At 71.5% G+C, this 16864-nt stretch carries 14 protein-coding genes; 13 read left to right on the top strand and 1 reads right to left on the bottom strand.

Features of this window, described 5'->3' with window-relative positions; translation table 11 throughout:
* Positions 1–353: 353 nt before the first annotated feature.
* The 13 genes from pyrR (at position 354) to metK (ending at position 15033) form a co-directional block, all read left to right on the top strand.
* Positions 354–914 (top strand): bifunctional pyr operon transcriptional regulator/uracil phosphoribosyltransferase PyrR, encoded by a 561-nt coding sequence (gene pyrR, locus BZB76_RS15175; RefSeq protein ID WP_121435012.1) that lies wholly within the window; start codon positions 354–356, stop codon positions 912–914.
* Positions 911–1852 carry an aspartate carbamoyltransferase catalytic subunit gene (locus BZB76_RS15170; RefSeq protein WP_117399240.1) on the top strand — a complete coding sequence of 314 codons (942 nt, stop codon included), beginning with the start codon at positions 911–913 and terminating at the stop codon, positions 1850–1852. The genes pyrR and BZB76_RS15170 overlap by 4 nt, the downstream gene beginning before the upstream one ends.
* Positions 1849–3147, top strand: coding sequence for a dihydroorotase (locus BZB76_RS15165; RefSeq protein ID WP_121435011.1), 1299 nt, complete (start codon positions 1849–1851; stop codon positions 3145–3147). Before BZB76_RS15170 ends, BZB76_RS15165 begins: the two co-directional genes overlap by 4 nt.
* Positions 3144–4262 (top strand): glutamine-hydrolyzing carbamoyl-phosphate synthase small subunit, encoded by a 1119-nt coding sequence (gene carA, locus BZB76_RS15160; RefSeq protein WP_121435010.1) that lies wholly within the window; start codon positions 3144–3146, stop codon positions 4260–4262. The genes BZB76_RS15165 and carA overlap by 4 nt, the downstream gene beginning before the upstream one ends.
* The gene (gene carB, locus BZB76_RS15155; protein ID WP_121435009.1) at positions 4262–7600 is read left to right on the top strand and encodes a carbamoyl-phosphate synthase large subunit; all 3339 of its coding nucleotides are present in this window, start codon (positions 4262–4264) and stop codon (positions 7598–7600) included. Before carA ends, carB begins: the two co-directional genes overlap by 1 nt.
* Positions 7601–7640: 40 nt before the next feature.
* Positions 7641–8528, top strand: a complete 888-nt coding sequence (locus tag BZB76_RS15150; RefSeq protein WP_121435008.1) for an iron-sulfur cluster-binding protein — start codon at positions 7641–7643, stop codon at positions 8526–8528.
* Positions 8525–9505, top strand: a complete 981-nt coding sequence (locus tag BZB76_RS15145) for a dihydroorotate dehydrogenase (RefSeq protein ID WP_121435007.1) — start codon at positions 8525–8527, stop codon at positions 9503–9505. Before BZB76_RS15150 ends, BZB76_RS15145 begins: the two co-directional genes overlap by 4 nt.
* The gene (pyrF, locus tag BZB76_RS15140) at positions 9502–10200 is read left to right on the top strand and encodes an orotidine-5'-phosphate decarboxylase (RefSeq protein ID WP_121435006.1); all 699 of its coding nucleotides are present in this window, start codon (positions 9502–9504) and stop codon (positions 10198–10200) included. Before BZB76_RS15145 ends, pyrF begins: the two co-directional genes overlap by 4 nt.
* Positions 10201–10954: 754 nt before the next feature.
* Entirely contained in the window at positions 10955–11281 is a 327-nt protein-coding gene (mihF, locus tag BZB76_RS15135; protein WP_026405770.1) for an integration host factor, actinobacterial type, read from the top strand.
* A gap of 158 nt (positions 11282–11439) precedes the next feature.
* Positions 11440–12033 carry a guanylate kinase gene (gene gmk / locus BZB76_RS15130; RefSeq protein ID WP_121435005.1) on the top strand — a complete coding sequence of 198 codons (594 nt, stop codon included), beginning with the start codon at positions 11440–11442 and terminating at the stop codon, positions 12031–12033.
* Between the two features lie 26 nt (positions 12034–12059).
* The gene (gene rpoZ / locus BZB76_RS15125) at positions 12060–12314 is read left to right on the top strand and encodes a DNA-directed RNA polymerase subunit omega (protein WP_121435004.1); all 255 of its coding nucleotides are present in this window, start codon (positions 12060–12062) and stop codon (positions 12312–12314) included.
* A 103-nt stretch (positions 12315–12417) separates the two neighbouring features.
* Positions 12418–13638, top strand: coding sequence for a bifunctional phosphopantothenoylcysteine decarboxylase/phosphopantothenate--cysteine ligase CoaBC (gene coaBC / locus BZB76_RS15120; RefSeq protein ID WP_121435003.1), 1221 nt, complete (start codon positions 12418–12420; stop codon positions 13636–13638).
* A 189-nt stretch (positions 13639–13827) separates the two neighbouring features.
* On the top strand, positions 13828–15033 hold the full coding sequence (metK, locus tag BZB76_RS15115; protein WP_121435002.1) for a methionine adenosyltransferase: 1206 nt from the start codon (positions 13828–13830) through the stop codon (positions 15031–15033).
* Between the two features lie 104 nt (positions 15034–15137).
* Here the strand turns inward: metK and BZB76_RS15110 are convergent, their stop codons facing one another.
* Positions 15138–16811: an MFS transporter gene (locus tag BZB76_RS15110; RefSeq protein ID WP_246006960.1), complete on the bottom strand. Its 1674-nt coding sequence runs from the start codon at positions 16809–16811 to the stop codon at positions 15138–15140.
* Positions 16812–16864: the final 53 nt, after the last annotated feature.

Here is a 16864-nt window from a genome sequence, read left to right as displayed (position 1 = left end):
GCCTCGGGAGTCCGCCCCCAGGGATGGTTACGGACAGTGACGGTAAAACGGGGACGGCCCTAGGTCAAGCTGATTGGAAAAAAGCGGTCGAATCCGCAGGACTTGATGTGGGCGGTTCGGATCGTCCGGAACCCGGGCGGGGGTGGTGCGGTGCGACCGGGGCCGGTTCCCAGGTCATGGCCGCTGTGACGGCTCTCACCTGCGCAGATGTGCCAGGTGGGGGTCGGTTCGGTGTGGTCGTGCTGCTACGGTGAGGAAGACGAGACGTCCTTTAAGACCCGTCCTGTGAGGCGGGAAAGGAGGTTTGGGCGGTGCATGCTGCCTCCGGGCCGGAAAGGCCCGCGGGAGCGCGCGTGGCGGACGGTGACCCCCGGTCGAAGGCCGTTCTGGAGGGTCCCGATATCAGGCGCGCGTTGACCCGAATCGCACACGAGATCCTCGAGCGGACCAAGGGCGGTCACGACGTCCTGCTGCTCGGCATCCAGACCCGCGGCGTGACGCTGGCCGAGCGGCTGGCGGAGGCGCTGCGCGAGGTCGAGGGCCGCCCGGTGCCCTGGGGCTCGCTCGACGTGACCATGTACCGGGACGATCTGCGGCTGCGGCCCGCCCGCGCGCTGGGACGCACCGAGCTGCCCCCGGACGGCGTGGACGACCGGGTCGTCGTCCTCGTCGACGACGTGCTGTTCTCCGGGCGGACGGTCCGTGCGGCGCTGGACGCGCTGAACGACCTCGGGCGGCCCCGTGCGGTGCAGTTGGCCGTGCTCGTCGACCGCGGGCACCGGCAGCTGCCGATCCGGCCCGACTACGTGGGCAAGAACCTGCCGACCTCGATGCGGGAGACCGTGAAGGTCCTCCTGGACGAGAACGACGGGCGCGACGCCGTGCTGCTCGGCCCGACGGGGGGCGCTGAATGAACCGCCATCTGATCTCCGCCGCCGACCTGAGCCGGGACGACGCGCTGCTCGTCCTCGACACGGCCGAGGAGCTCGCGCAGATCGCGGGCCGGGCCGTGAAGAAGCTGCCGACGCTGCGCGGCCGCACGGTCGTCAACCTGTTCTTCGAGGACTCCACCCGTACCCGCATCTCGTTCGAGGCCGCGGCCAAGAGGCTGTCCGCCGACGTCATCAACTTCTCCGCCAAGGGCTCGAGCGTGTCCAAGGGCGAGAGCCTGAAGGACACCGCGCTCACCCTGGAGGCGATGGGCGCGGACGGCGTCGTCATCCGGCACGGCGCGTCCGGGGCGCCGCACCGCCTCGCCGGATGGGTGCGGGGCAGCGTCGTCAACGCCGGTGACGGCACCCACGAGCACCCGACGCAGGCGCTCCTGGACGCGTTCACCATGCGCAAGCGGCTCGGTGACCTGGAGGGCAGAAAGGTCACCATCGTCGGCGACGTCCTGCACAGTCGCGTGGCACGATCCAACGTCCTGCTGCTCGACACGCTCGGCGCCGACGTCACGGTGGTCGCGCCGCCGACGCTGCTGCCCGTCGCGATCGACACCTGGCCGTGCTCGGTGTCGTACGACCTGGACGCGGTGCTGCCGAAGAGCGACGTCATCATGATGCTGCGCGTCCAGCAGGAGCGGATGAACGCCGCGTACTTCCCGACCGTCCGCGAGTACAGCCGCAGGTACGGGCTGGACGCCGAACGCATGGCGGAGCTGCCCGAGCACGCCATCGTCATGCATCCCGGCCCGATGAACCGCGGTGTCGAGATCGCCGCCGAGGTGGCCGACTCCGTCCGTTCCACGATCGTCGAGCAGGTCGCCAACGGCGTCAGCGCGCGCATGGCCGTCCTGTACCTGCTGCTCGGGGGTTCCGAGCCCGCCATCGGCAAGGAGGTCTCCCAGTGACCCTTCTCATCAAGGGCGCACGGCTTCTCGGTGGACGGGCCGCCGACATCCTGGTCCGGGACGGTTCCATCGTCGAGGTGGGGTCGGGCCTGGACGCGGCCGGCGCGCAGACCGTCGACGCCGACGGGCTCGTCGCGCTGCCGGGGCTCGTCGACCTGCACACCCATCTGCGGGAGCCGGGACGCGAGGACGCCGAGACCGTCGAGTCCGGGACGAAGGCCGCCGCGATGGGCGGGTACACCGCCGTCCACGCGATGGCCAACACCGACCCGGTCGCCGACACCGCGGGCGTGGTCGAGCAGGTGTGGCGGCTCGGACGCGAGGCCGGGTACTGCGACGTGCAGCCCGTCGGGGCGGTCACGCGCGGCATCGCCGGGGAGCAGCTCGCCGAGCTGGGCGCGATGGCCGACTCCGCCGCGCGGGTCCGGGTCTTCTCCGACGACGGGCACTGCGTGTCGGACGCGGTCATCATGCGCCGGGCGCTGGAGTACGTGAAGGCGTTCGACGGGGTCGTGGCCCAGCACGCGCAGGAGCCGCGGCTCACCGAGGGCGCGCAGATGAACGAGGGCGAGATGTCGGCTGCGCTCGGCCTGCGCGGCTGGCCCGCGGTCGCCGAGGAGGCGATCATCGCCCGGGACGTGCTGCTCGCCCAGCACGTCGGATCCCGGCTGCACGTGTGCCATGTGTCCACGGCCGGCTCGGTGGAGATCATCCGCTGGGCCAAGAGCAAGGGCTGCCCGGTGACCGCCGAGGTCACCCCGCATCACCTGCTGCTGGACGACGGCCGCGCCGGAACCTACGACCCGATCTTCAAGGTGAACCCGCCGCTGCGCACCGCCGACGACGTCACCGCGCTGCGGCACGCCCTCGCGGACGGCACGATCGACTGCGTCGCCACCGACCACGCCCCCCATCCGGTGGAGGCGAAGGAGACCGAGTGGGCCGTCGCCGCGATGGGCATGATCGGCCTGGAGACGGCGCTGCCGGTGGTGCAGGAGGCCATGGTCGAGACGGGCCTGCTCGACTGGGCGGGGGTCGCCGACCGCATGTCGGTACGGCCCGCGCGCATCGGCCGCCTGTCCGGGTACGGGCCCGCCGGACAGGGCCTTCCGCTGGAGGCTGGATCACCCGCCAACATCACGCTGTACGACCCGTCGCCGCGCCGCAATGTGGACCCGTCCGCGATGACGTCCAAGAGCCGCAACACCCCGTTCGCGGGGCTGGAGCTGCCCGGACGGGTCGTCGCGACGTTCCTGCGCGGTAAGCCGACCGTCCTCGAAGGGAAGCTCCAGTGAACCCTGCACTGCTCGTCCTGGAAGACGGCAGGGTCTTCCACGGGGTCGCGTACGGCGCCGAAGGGGAGACCTTCGGCGAGATGGTCTTCAACACCGGGATGACCGGCTACCAGGAGACCCTCACCGACCCCTCCTACGCCCGCCAGATCGTGGCGATGACGTCCCCCCACATCGGCAACACCGGCGTGAACGACGAGGACCCGGAGTCCGGCCGCATCCAGGTGGCCGGTTACGTGGTGCGCGAGCCCGCCCGGGTGGCGTCCAACTGGCGGGCCACCGGCTCGCTGGGGTCGGCGCTGCGCGACCAGGGCGTGGTGGGCATCGCCATTCCCGGCACGCGCGCGCTGACGCGGCACCTGCGCGACCGTGGCGCGATGCGCGCGGCCATCTTCAGCGGCACCGCGGCCGTCGCCCCCGGCGAGGACGCCCTGCTGGAGCGCGTGCGGCAGAGCCCGTCGATGGAGGGCGCCGACCTGGCACGGGACGTCTCCACCACGGAGCCGTACGTCGTCCACGCCAAGGGCGCCAAGCGCCACACCGTCGCCGCCGTCGACCTGGGCATCAAGGCGATGACGCCCTACCGGATGTCCGAGCGGGGCTGCGAGGTGCACGTCCTCCCGGCGACCAGCACCACCGAGGACATCCTCGCCCTGAACCCGGACGGCGTGTTCTTCTCCAACGGCCCCGGCGACCCCGCCGCGGCCGACTACGCCGTGGACGCGCTGAGAGGCGTCCTCGACACCGGCACCCCGTTCTTCGGGATCTGCTTCGGCAACCAGATCTTCGGCCGCGCGCTCGGACTCGGGACGTACAAGCTGAGGTTCGGACACCGGGGCATCAACCAGCCCGTCCAGGACCGGACGACCGGCAAGGTCGACGTGTCGGCCCACAACCACGGTTTCGCCGTGGACGCCCCCACCGACGGCCCGTTCGACACCCCCTTCGGCCTCGCCGAGGTCAGCCACGTCAACCTGAACGACGGGTGCGTGGAGGGGCTGAGGCTGCTGGAGCGGCCGGCGTTCAGCGTCCAGTACCACCCGGAGGCCGCGGCGGGCCCGCATGACGCGTCCGGGCTCTTCGACCGCTTCTGCGAGCTGATGGAGGGCCGGAGGTAATGCCGCGCCGTGCAGACCTGAAATCCGTCCTGGTCATCGGTTCCGGACCGATCGTCATCGGCCAGGCGTGCGAGTTCGACTACTCCGGCACGCAGGCGTGCCGGGTCCTCAAGGCCGAGGGGCTGCGGGTGACGCTGGTCAACAGCAACCCGGCCACGATCATGACCGACCCGGAGTTCGCCGACGCCACCTATGTCGAGCCGATCACGCCCGAGGTCGTCGAGAAGATCATCGCGAAGGAGCGGCCGGACGCGCTGCTGCCCACCCTCGGCGGGCAGACGGCCCTCAACACCGCCATCGCCCTCTACGAGAGCGGCGTCCTGGAGAGGTACGGCGTCGAGCTGATCGGCGCCGACGTCGACGCGATCCAGGCGGGGGAGAACCGGGAGAAGTTCAAGGAGGTCGTCGCCAAGGTCGCGCGGGAGCGGGGCCTGAACGCCGAGTCCGCGCGGTCGGTGATCTGCCACTCGATGGACGAGTGCCTCGCCGCCGCCGGCACCCTCGGCTACCCGGTCGTGGTGCGGCCGTCGTTCACGATGGGCGGCGCCGGGTCCGGGTTCGCGCACGACGAGGACGACCTGCGCCGCATCGCCGGGGCCGGGCTCGACGCGTCCCCGACCAGCGAGGTGCTCCTGGAGGAGTCGATCCTCGGCTGGAAGGAGTACGAGCTGGAGGTCATGCGCGACCGCCACGACAACGTGGTGATCGTGTGCTCGATCGAGAACCTCGACCCGATGGGCGTGCACACCGGCGACTCGATCACGGTCGCGCCCGCGCTGACGCTGACCGACCGCGAGTACCAGAACATGCGGGACGTCGCGATCGCCGTGATCCGCGAGGTCGGCGTCGACACCGGCGGCTGCAACATCCAGTTCGCCGTGCACCCCGGCACCGGCCGGATGATCGTCATCGAGATGAACCCGCGGGTGTCGCGGTCGTCGGCGCTGGCGTCCAAGGCCACCGGCTTCCCCATCGCCAAGATCGCGGCGAGGCTGGCGATCGGGTACACCCTCGACGAGATCCCGAACGACATCACCCGCGAGACGCCCGCGTCGTTCGAGCCCACGCTCGACTACGTGGTCGTGAAGGTGCCGCGGTTCGCGTTCGAGAAGTTCCCCGGCGCCGACGGCACGCTCACCACGCACATGAAGTCCGTCGGCGAGGCCATGGCCATCGGACGCTGCTTCACCGAGGCCCTGCAGAAGGCGCTGCGTTCGCTCGAACAGAAGGGCACGTCGTTCTCCTGGACGGGTGAGCCCGACGCCGCCGAGCTGGTCGAGTCGGCCAGGCGCCCGCACGACGGACGGCTCAAGGACGTCCAGCGCGCGCTCTGGGCGGGGGCGAGCATCCAGGAACTGTACGAGGCCACCGGCATCGACCCCTGGTTCCTCGACCAGATCGTCGCCATCAACGAGGTCGCCGACGACATCCGCACCTCCGACGACGCGCTCACGAAGGAGAAGCTCCTTCGCGCCAAGCGGCACGGGTTCTCCGACGCGCAGATCGGCGAGCTCCGCGGGCTCTCGGAGGAGGTCGTCAGGGAGGTGCGACACGCGCTCGGCGTCCGGCCCGTCTACCTGACGGTCGACACCTGCGCCGCCGAGTTCGCCGCGCAGACCCCGTACCTGTACTCCGCGTACGACGAGGAGACCGAGGTGCCGCCGGGCACCAAGCCGAAGGTGCTGATCCTCGGCAGCGGACCCAACCGCATCGGTCAGGGCGTCGAGTTCGACTACTCGTGCGTGCACGCCTCGTTCACGTTGGCCGAGGCCGGCTACGAGACCGTGATGGTCAACTGCAACCCCGAGACGGTCTCCACGGACTACGACACCTCCGACCGGCTCTACTTCGAGCCCCTCACGCTGGAGGACGTCCTGGAGGTCGTCCACGCGGAACAGCAGTCCGGGGAGGTCGCGGGCGTCATCGTCCAGCTCGGCGGGCAGACGCCGCTCGGGCTCGCGCAGAAGCTCAAGGACGCCGGCGTCCCGATCGTGGGCACCTCGCCGGAGAGCATCCACCTCGCCGAGGAGCGCGGCGCGTTCGGACGCGTCCTGCACCGGGCGGGGCTGCTCGCGCCCAAGCACGGCACCGCCACGTCCTACGAGGAGGCCCGGGAGATCGCCGCCGAGATCGGCTACCCGGTGCTCGTGCGGCCGTCCTACGTGCTCGGCGGGCGCGGCATGGAGATCGTGTACGACGACGCCACGCTGGACGCGTACATGACCCGGGCCACCGAGGCCAGCCCGGAGCATCCGGTCCTCGTCGACCGGTTCCTGGACGAGGCGATCGAGATCGACGTGGACGCCCTGTTCGACGGCGAGGAGCTGTACCTCGGCGGCGTCATGGAGCACATCGAGGAGGCCGGCATCCACTCCGGCGACTCGGCGTGCGCCCTGCCGCCGATCACCCTCGGGCACGACGACGTCCGCCGGATCCGGGAGTCGACGGAGGCCCTCGCGCGCGGCGTCGGCGTCCGGGGCCTGATGAACGTCCAGTACGCGCTCTCCGCGGGCGTCCTGTACGTGCTGGAGGCCAACCCGCGGGCGTCCCGCACCGTGCCGTTCGTGTCGAAGGCGACGGCCGTGCCGCTGGCCAAGGCCGCCGCCCGCGTCATGATGGGCGCCACGATCGCGCAACTGCGCGCCGAGGGGATGCTCCCGGCGGCGGGCGACGGCGGGACCCTGCCGCTGGACGCGCCGATCGCGGTGAAGGAGGCCGTCCTGCCGTTCGACCGGTTCCGCAACGAGAGCGGCCAGGGCGTCGACATCGTCCTCGGCCCCGAGATGCGCTCCACCGGCGAGGTCATGGGCATCGACGAGGTGTTCGGGACCGCGTTCGCCAAGTCGCAGCAGGCCGCCTACGGCGGGTCGCTGCCGACGAAGGGACGCGTGTTCGTCTCCGTCGCCAACCGCGACAAACGGCACATGGTGTTCCCCGTGAAGCGCCTCGCTGACCTGGGCTTTGAGATTCTTGCCACGGAAGGGACCGCCGAGGTCCTGCGCCGCAACGGCGTGCGTGCCAAGATCGTGCGCAAGCACAGCGAAGGTCCGGGCCCGTCCGGCGAGCCCACGATCGTGCGGCGCGTCCTCGACGGCGAGGTCGATCTCATCGTCAACACCCCCTTCGGCAGCCCCGGCCAGTCGGGGCCGCGGCTCGACGGGTACGAGATCCGTACCGCGGCCGTGCTGCGGGGCGTGCCGTGCGTGACGACCGTGCAGGGCCTCGCGGCGGCCGTCCAGGGCATCGAGGCCGTCGCCGGGGGCCAGGTCGGCGTCCGCTCCCTCCAGGAGCACGCCGAACGGCTCAGCGGCGCGCACGGTCGCACGGGCGGACGGTAGCCGGACCGGGACGGCGCACGCGACGACGAGAGGGAGACGGGTGTCCGACACACCGGTGCAGACGTCGGCGACGGTACTGACGGTCCGCCAGGTGCAGGACTACCACGCGGTGACGCTGGTGGCCCCGGCCATCGCCGAACGGTTCAGGCCGGGCCAGTTCGTGGCGCTCGCCGTGGGCGGTGAGCACACGGCCCGGCTGGTCCGCCGCTGCTTCGGGGTGTACGAGGTCAAGTCCGACTACGGCGGCACCGTCGAGCTGGTGTTCGCCGACACCGAACCGGGCACCGCCTGGCTCGCGGGACGCCGTTCCCGCGACCAGATCGACCTTGTCGGGCCGCTCGGACGCCCGTTCCGCCTGCCCCGCGATCCGGTCACCTGTCTCCTCGTCGGCGGCGGCCCCGGCGGCGCGGCCGTGTTCGCGCTCGCCGACACGCTGCTGCGGCGCGGCTGCCAGGTGCACTTCGTGCTCGCGGGGCCGTCCGCCAAGCAGGTGTTCGGGTCCCGGATGGCGCACCGCATCGGCGACAGCTCCACCGTCGCCACCGACGACGGGTCCATGGGCGAGAAGGGCACCGTCCGGGACGTCCTGCCCCGCGTCATCGAGGAGATCGGCGCGGACGTCGTCTACGGCTGCGGCCCCACGACGCTGCTGCGCTCGGTCACCCAGATCGCCACCGACTTCGGACTGCCGTCCCAGGTGTCGGTCGAGGAGTTCCTCCAGCGGACGGGCGCGTGCGGCATCGGCGTGTGCATGACCTGCATGCTGCCCGTGCACGGCGAGGACGGTGTGACCCGGATGGTCCGGGCGTGCGCGGACGGGCCCGTCCTGCGCGGCGACCTCGTCCGTTGGGGCGACCTCGGCACCATCCCGTTCGACGCGCTGGGCGCGCCGCGCGTCCTGAGCGTCTCCGAGGGGGGCTCCCTGTGAGCGACCGGCTCGGCACCGTACTCGGGCCCCTGGAGCTGCCCAATCCCGTCATGACGGCGTCCGGGTGCGGCGGGACGGGCCGCGAACTCGCCCAGTTCTTCGAACTCACCCGGCTCGGCGCGTTCGTCACCACCTCCGTCATGGCCCGGCCGCGGGCCGGACGCCCCACTCCACGCGTGACCGAAACCCCCAGCGGTTTGCTGACCGCAATGGGCCTACCGGGCCCGGGGATCGAGACGTTCCTCGAACACGACCTGCCGTGGCTCATCGAGCACGACGTCCGCACGATCGTGTCCGTGGCGGGCAACAGCGTCGAGGAGTACGGCGAGCTGGCGCGCCGCCTCCGGCACGTCCCCGGGGTCGCCGCGATCGAGGTCAACATCGCCTGCCCGAACGTCGAGGACCGCGGCCGGGTGTTCGCCTGGCATCCGACCGCCGCCGCGTCCGTCGTGCGCGCCGTCCGCGACCACGCCCGGCCCGGCACACCGATCTTCGCCAAGCTCGCGCCCGATGTGACCGACATCGTCACCATCGCCCTGGCCTGCGTCGACGCGGGCGCCGACGGCCTCACCCTGATCAACACCATGGAGGGCATGGCGATCGACCCGAAGACGCTCCGGCCCGCGCTGAGCGGCGTGTCGGGCGGCCTGTCCGGGCCCGCCGTGCGGCCCGTCGCGGTCCGCTGCGTCTACCAGGTGCACGCCGCGCTGCCGAGCACGCCCATCATCGGCGTCGGCGGTGTCGCCACCGGCCTGGACGCGCTGGAGTTCGTCCTCGCCGGGGCGTCCGCCGTCGCGGTCGGCACCGCCGTCTTCCACGACCCCACCGCCGGTCCCCGCGTCCTGCGGGAACTGGACGAGGCCCTCGCGGCCCGCCGCATCGGCCGCCTCGCCGACGCCGTGGGCCTCGCGCACAAGCCCGCCGGGTACGTCCCGCCGCAGGTGCGCCCCGAAGAACCCGCGGAGGAGAGACTGTGACCGCCCCCATCGCCGCCCCCATCGCCGTCGCCCTGGACGCACCCGACCTGGAGACGGCCGCGCGCTGGGCCACCCAGGTCACCCCGCACGTCTCGACCGTCAAGGTCGGCCTGGAGCTCTACCTGCGGTACGGGCCTGACGTGGTCGCCAGCGTCCGGGGCGCCAGCGGCGTCCAGGTCTTCCTGGACCTCAAGCTGCACGACATCCCCGCGACCGTCCGGGGCGCCGCCCGCGCCGTCGCCCGCCTCAAGCCGACCTACCTCACCGTGCACGCCGCGGGCGGCCCCGCCATGATCCGCGCCGCCGTCGACGCCGTGCCCGACGCGAAGATCGCCGCCGTGACGGTCCTGACATCGCTCGGTGCGGCCGATCTGGCCGCCCTCGGCATCGCGGGGCCGGCGCCCGACGCCGTCCGGCGGCTGGCGGTCCTGGCCGTCGACGCGGGCGCGCGGGCCCTGGTCTGCTCGCCGCGGGAGGTCACGGCCGTCCGTGCCGAGGTGGGCCCGGAGGTCACCCTCATCACCCCCGGCGTCCGTCCGGCGGGCGCCGACACCCAGGACCAGGCCCGCGTGGCCACCCCCGAGGAGGCGCTGTCCGCCGGTGCCGACCTCCTGGTCATCGGCCGTCCGATCACCGGGGCGCCCGACCCCGGCGCCGCGGCCGCCGCCATGGCCGCCGCGCTTAGACGCGTGTAACCGACATGCGGCGGACCGGGTAACGGACCGCGTAACGGAGCGGGCGACCCGCGCCGCCATCAACACGGCATTGCAATAGACGTCTCTCGCACTTTGTGGGTTTAGTGGCGCGCGAATGTGAGGGCGGAGTCTTCCGCATTGCCATACGCGCCGATCGATCAACTCGTGCACGCGCACGACGATTCCCACCGGAGCCGTCGCCGGTGTGATGGTCGTTGTTTCCGCGTTCAACTGGGAGCCCTGCCGGTGGGCGGGGAGCGAGTGCGGTGGTGGTGCCTCCGGTGCGGAAGAGAGCGATCGGGGCGGGGTGACCTGTTGTCGAGGATGACAGTTGCGGTGCCGCCGCGACGTGCGGAACGGCGCGGCGTGACGAGCGTCACTCGGTCGGGAACATTTGTGGGGGACCTCACAGAGACCCGCGGCCGCGGCGGTTCGGGGCCTGCGGGCGGTCGGCGGGATGATGACGGCGGGCTCCCGGTGGACCCTCGGACGGGACCGAAACACGGGGATCTAATGCCGCATATGGGGTCAGAACGGGGGGATTTTCCCGATCATGCGAAAGTCCCAGCAAGGCAAGGGGATGGGGCATCGGAGGGTCCGAGTTGTGTACACTGTGTATTCAGGACACTCCGAGGAGTGATATTCATGAATTTGTGGCGGGCTAAACGGCACTTCACGTTGCCTAATGGGCGGTGAACTCGCTAGTTTCCCAACCCGTCCGACTCCGTCGAGTGGAAACCTGAGGTGACCCGGCGTGGCTCTTCCGCCCCTAACCCCCGAACAGCGCGCCGCAGCCTTGGAGAAGGCTGCCAAGGCTCGCAAGGAGCGGGCCGAGGTTAAGAATCGGCTCAAGCATGGGGGAACCTCGCTCGCCGAGGTTCTCAAAGAGGGTCAGTCCGACGACGTCATCGGAAAGATGAAGGTGTCGGCTCTCCTCGAATCACTGCCCGGTGTGGGCAAGGTTCGTGCGAAGCAGATCATGGAGCGCCTGGGCATCGCCGAGTCCCGCCGTGTGCGGGGCCTCGGCGCCAACCAGCGCGCGTCCCTGGAGCGTGAGTTCGGCGGAAGTGCGAACCGCTGACGTACGACTCACGGACGGGCGCGACGGTATGACCGTCGCGGCCGGCTCGGGGCTACCCGGGCCCGGCACCATCCCGTCCGGCTCCGGCGCACAGGGTGTGCACGTCTCGTCCCCGGCCGGCCCGTACAGGCCGCGCGTCCACGGACAGGCCGGGTGAGATGGGTTCCTCCGCGTTGGAAGGCTCCGAATCGCATGACCCGCTCGCGCGGCGGCTGACGGTCCTGTCCGGACCGTCGGGCGTCGGCAAGAGCACGGTCGTCGCCGAGATCCGGCGATCACACCCCCGGGTGTGGCTGTCGGTCTCGGTGACCACCCGGCCCCCCCGGCCGGGTGAGACCCACGGTGTGCAGTACTTCTTCGTCGACGACGCCGGTTTCGACCGGCTCGTCGACGAAGGGCGGCTCCTCGAATGGGCCGAGTTCGCGGGCAACCGCTACGGGACCCCGCGTCGGCCCGTCGAGGAGCGGCTCGCCCGTGACGAGCCGGTGCTCCTGGAGATCGACCTGCAGGGCGCCCGTCAGGTCCGCCGGTCCATGCCGGACGCGCAACTGGTGTTCCTCGCGCCCCCGAGTTGGGACGAGCTCGTCCGGCGGCTCACCGGACGCGGCACCGAGCCCCCCGAGGTCATCGAACGCCGCCTCGAGGCCGCGCGCGTCGAGCTGGCCGCAGAGAAGGAGTTCGACGTCACGCTCGTCAACACGTCCGTACGGGACGTGTGCGATGAGCTGCTAGCCTTGATGGCTGTTCAATAGCCGGAGTCCTAGGGGAAGGCCACCGAGTGGCAGTCAGCAGTGAGGGCATCACCAACCCGTCGATCGACGAGCTCCTGGAGGTCGTCGACACCAAGTACGGCCTCGTGAGCATCGCGGCCAAGCGCGCGCGGCAGATCAACGCCTACTACGCCCAGCTGGGCGAGGGCCTGCTGGAGTACGTCGGCCCCCTCGTCGAGACCCAGGTCCAGGAGAAGCCGCTGTCGATCGCCCTGCGCGAGACGCGCGAGGGCCTCCTGAACGCCGAGCCCATCGAGGGCTGAGCCCGCCCGACTTCGTCCCGGCGTCCGCCGCTCGCCCGTCGTGTCCGCCCATGGGGGCGACCCCGGCGCGCGGGCGCCCGGCGCCTGATGCGACAGTGATCGCATGACCTCCCCAAAGCCGCGTGTCGTCCTCGGTGTGAGCGCGGGCATCGCCGCGTACAAGGTCTGCGAGCTGCTCCGGTCACTGACCGAGTCCGACCATGACGTCACCGTCGTCCCGACACCGGACGCGCTCCGTTTCGTGGGCGAGCCGACCTGGGCGGCGCTGTCCGGCAACCCGGTCTCCGCGCAGGTGTGGGACGGCATCGCCGACGTTCCGCACGTCCGGCTCGGTCAGGAGGCCGACCTGGTGTTCGTCGCGCCCGCCACCGCCGACCTGCTCGCCAGGGCCGCGCACGGGCTCGCCGACGACCTGCTCACCAACACCCTGCTCACCGCGCGGTGCCCGGTCGTGTTCGCGCCCGCCATGCACACCGAGATGTGGCAGCACCCGGCGACCCGCGAGAACGTCGCCACGCTCCGCGCCCGCGGCGCCGTCGTGATCGAACCGGCGTCCGGGCGGCTCACCGGCAAGGACACCGGCCCCGGGCGGCTGCCCGACCCGGCCGAACTGTTCGAGGTCGCCCGGCACGTTCTGGCCCGTGGCGCCGACGGCCGCGACCTCGCCGGACGGCACGTCGTCGTCTCCGCGGGCGGCACCCGGGAGCCCATCGACCCCGTCCGCTTCATCGGGAACCGCTCGTCCGGCCTCCAGGGGTACGCGCTCGCCCGGACCGCCGTGGCCCGGGGCGCGCGGGTGACGCTCGTCTCCGCCAACGTCGCGCTGCCCGACCCGGCGGGCGTCGAGGTCGTCCGTGTCGGGACCGCCGTCGAGATGCGCGAGGCCGTCGTCTCGGCCGCCGCCGGCGCCGACGCGGTCGTCATGGCCGCCGCCGTCGCCGACTTCCGGCCCGTCGACTACCGCGAATCGAAGATCAAGAAGTCCGAGGGGACGGAGCCGGAGCCGATCCGGCTCGTCAAGAACCCCGACATCCTCGCCGAGCTCGGCGAGATCCGCCGCCCCGACCAGGTGATCGTCGGATTCGCGGCCGAGACCGACGACGTCCTGGCCAACGGCCGCGCCAAGCTCGCCCGCAAGCGCAGCGACCTGCTCGTCGTGAACCAGGTCGGCGAGGACCTGGCCTTCGGGCGTCCCGACAACGCGGCGATCATCCTCGGCGCGGACGGTTCGCGGACCGATGTGCCGCGCGGCGCGAAGGAGGCGCTGGCCGAGTCCGTCTGGGACCAGGTCGCCGCGCGGCTCGCCCGCCACCCGGCCGGATGACGGGCCGGTGCCCGTGGTGCCGGTCATAGCGGCCCCCGGTGCTGATCGGGCTAGACTTCGGGTCAAGCGTTCGTAGGGGAAGCCTCGAGCGTCCGTGGGGAAACTGGGCGAGGGAACGCGCCCTTTCGAACTCGATGACTTATCCGTCCTGCGACATCAGTCAGCAGCCGCTGCAAGGAGTGCCCGTACGTGTCTCGCCGTCTGTTCACTTCCGAGTCGGTCACCGAAGGACACCCGGACAAGATCGCCGACCAGATCAGCGACGCGATCCTCGACTCGATGCTCAAGGACGACCCCGGTTCGCGGGTCGCCGTCGAGACGATGATCACGACCGGTCAGGTGCATGTGGCCGGTGAGGTCACCACCGAGACCTATGTGGACATCCCCGGCGTGATCCGGGAGAAGATCCTGGAGATCGGGTACGACTCGTCCAAGAAGGGCTTCGACGGCCACTCCTGCGGTGTGTCGGTGTCCATCGGCGCGCAGTCGCCCGACATCGCGCAGGGCGTCAACGACGCCTACGAGGTCCGCGAGGACGAGGACCGCGACCGGCTGGGCGACGACCTGGACCGGCAGGGCGCCGGCGACCAGGGCCTGATGTTCGGCTACGCCACCAACGAGACCCCCGAGCTGATGCCGCTGCCGATCACGCTGGCGCACCGGCTCGCGCAGCGGCTGTCGGCCGTCCGCAAGAACGGCGACGTGCCCTACCTGCGTCCCGACGGCAAGACCCAGGTCACCATCGAGTACGACGGCGACCGCGGCGTCCGCCTCGACACAGTCGTGGTGTCCAGCCAGCACGCCCCCGACATCGACCTGAAGGAGCTGCTGGCGCCGGACGTGAAGGAGCACGTCGTCGATCCGGTGCTCGCGCAGTTCGACCTCGACATCGACGGCTACCGGCTGCTGGTCAACCCCACCGGGCGCTTCGAGATCGGCGGTCCGATGGGCGACGCCGGGCTTACCGGCCGCAAGATCATCGTGGACACCTACGGCGGGATGGCCCGGCACGGCGGCGGCGCGTTCTCCGGCAAGGACCCGTCCAAGGTGGACCGCTCCGCCGCGTACGCGATGCGCTGGGTCGCCAAGAACATCGTCGCCGCGCAGCTCGCCGACCGCGCCGAGGTCCAGGTCGCCTACGCGATCGGCAAGGCCCACCCGGTCGGCGTGTTCGTGGAGACGTTCGGCACCGAGAAGGTCGCCCACGAGAAGATCGAGAAGGCGATCGGGGAGGTCTTCGACCTGCGTCCGGCCGCGATCGTCCGTGACCTGGACCTGCTCCGTCCGATCTACCAGCGGACCGCCGCCTACGGTCACTTCGGCCGTGAGGAGCCCGACTTCTCCTGGGAGTCGACCGACCGCGCCAAGGACCTCGCCTCCGCCGCCGGTCTGTAACGACCACCGGAACGACCGAAGGCCCTGGGAACGCGCGTTCCCAGGGCCTTTCGCGTGGGTCGGGTCACGTGGGTGGGGTCGCGTGGGTGGGTCGGTGGGCTCGGTCAGGATCGGCAGTGGTTGCCGCGCTTGAACCCGTACCGGGCCGCGATGGTGTAGCGGGCGGGCTTGGCGGCGTGCAGCCGGACGAAGTCGCCCTCGCGGGCCAGGCACGCGTCCCCGCCCGTCACCCGGAGCCAGGGCGACCAGGAGACCCGGACCAGCACCGACCCCTTGGACGGCATGTCGACGACCAGCCGACCGGCGTTGAGTTCCCGGACGGACGCCGGACGGTCGACCAGCGGCGTCGAGCGCAGCACCCGGAACAGGCGCCAGTGCCGGTCGCTCCAGATCTCCGTCAGGTACGGCTGGCCGCCTTCGACGAGGGCGGCCTCGTCCCGGGCCGACCAGTCCCTCTCCTGTTCGGGCAGGACGACGTACTGCACCGACCACTTGTACAGCCAGTCGCGGTAGGAGGCGGCGGTCAGCGCGCCCTCCTCGTAGAACAGCTCGTGGCGTTCCGCGTCGACCTGGCGGTTCCAGCCCCGGGCGAGGACGAAGTGGCGGCTCAGCCCGGACGACTCCCAGTGGGACCGCAGCGGGACGACCTCGATGCGGGCGTCTTCCGCGCCGACGGACTTCAGTTCGGCGATGAGGCCGCTGGCGTGCGCGGCCGCGGTCGCCGCGGGTTCGGTGTGGATCAGGTCTCCGACCGGCTTCACGACCTGCCAGGACGCGGTGACGATGAACGCCAGCGACAGCACGGCGATACGGACGCGGCCGTGCGCGCGCGCCACCGCCGACAGCAGGAACATGCCGCCGAACAGCAGCGCGAGGCGTTCGACGTTGCTGCCGACCGGCGACGGGATCAGCCAGGTCAGCGTGATCCCGAGCAGGTAGACGCCCGCGCCGACCCGGACGAGCGTCCAGCCGCGCGGCGCGCAGGTCAGGATCGCGATGACGGAGGCCACGGCGGGCAGCACGATGGCGGTGAGGGAGATCGGCTGGACGCCGTTGAACGGGAACAGCAGGCTCGTCGTCCCGACGACGATGGGCGGGCCCACGGCGATGCAGATCCCGGCGCGGCGCCGCCCGGTGAGGAACAGTGCGGCGGCCAGCACCATGAGGAACAGGCCCGCGACCGGGCTGGCGAGCGTGGACAGCAGCCCGAGGCCGACCATCCCGGCGGCGCGCAGCGCCGGGGTGCCGCGCGGTGTGAACGCGGCGATCGTCGCCATGAGCGCGAAGGTGAGGCCGAGGCCGAACGTGACCCGTCCGGACGCGGAGTTGCACGACAGCGCGAACGCGGCCCACAGGGACGCGGGCAGCGTGACGGGCGCCTTGAAGCGTCTCAGCAGGTACGCGGTGAGGGCGGCGGAGAGCGTGCCGGACAGGACCGCGACGGTGCGTATGCCGAACAGCGCCATCAGGTGCGGTGACATGACGCTGTACGAGGCGGGGTGCATCCCGCCGTACCAGGCGAAGCTGTAGGCCGCGTCCGGGTGCTTCCAGACGAAGTCGGTCCAGGCGGCCTGGGCGGCGAGGTCGCCTCCCTCGGTCGCCAGGTACAGCGCCCACACCAGGTGCAGGACTGCCGCCGTGACCGTGGCGGCCACCACGGGATGTCGCGGGTGGGCCCACTTCCTCCACGCGGCGGGGGAGGGGCCGGAGGATCGGCGGGACGGCTGCCCGCGCAGGGCTTGGGCGTCCGCCCGCTCTGGAGTGTGCGCTGTGGTCATCCGCCTGCATGGGCTCGTCGGACGGAGAGGGCACGGCGGGGGGTATCGGGTGA

Origin of the sequence: Actinomadura pelletieri DSM 43383 (assembly GCF_003634705.1) — a bacterium.
Lineage (GTDB): Bacteria > Actinomycetota > Actinomycetes > Streptosporangiales > Streptosporangiaceae > Spirillospora > Spirillospora pelletieri.
The sequence above is the reverse complement of the archived record's forward strand: the minus strand, read 5'-3'. Positions and strand labels throughout refer to the sequence as shown.

Coding starts and splice junctions, on each gene's coding strand:
- BZB76_RS15170 (WP_117399240.1), top strand. CDS start 911: ATGAACCGCCATCTGATCTCCGCCGCCGACCTGAGCCGGGACGACGCG.
- carB (WP_121435009.1), top strand. CDS start 4,262: ATGCCGCGCCGTGCAGACCTGAAATCCGTCCTGGTCATCGGTTCCGGA.
- gmk (WP_121435005.1), top strand. CDS start 11,440: ATGGGTTCCTCCGCGTTGGAAGGCTCCGAATCGCATGACCCGCTCGCG.
- coaBC (WP_121435003.1), top strand. CDS start 12,418: ATGACCTCCCCAAAGCCGCGTGTCGTCCTCGGTGTGAGCGCGGGCATC.
- BZB76_RS15110 (WP_246006960.1), bottom strand. CDS start 16,811: ATGACCACAGCGCACACTCCAGAGCGGGCGGACGCCCAAGCCCTGCGC.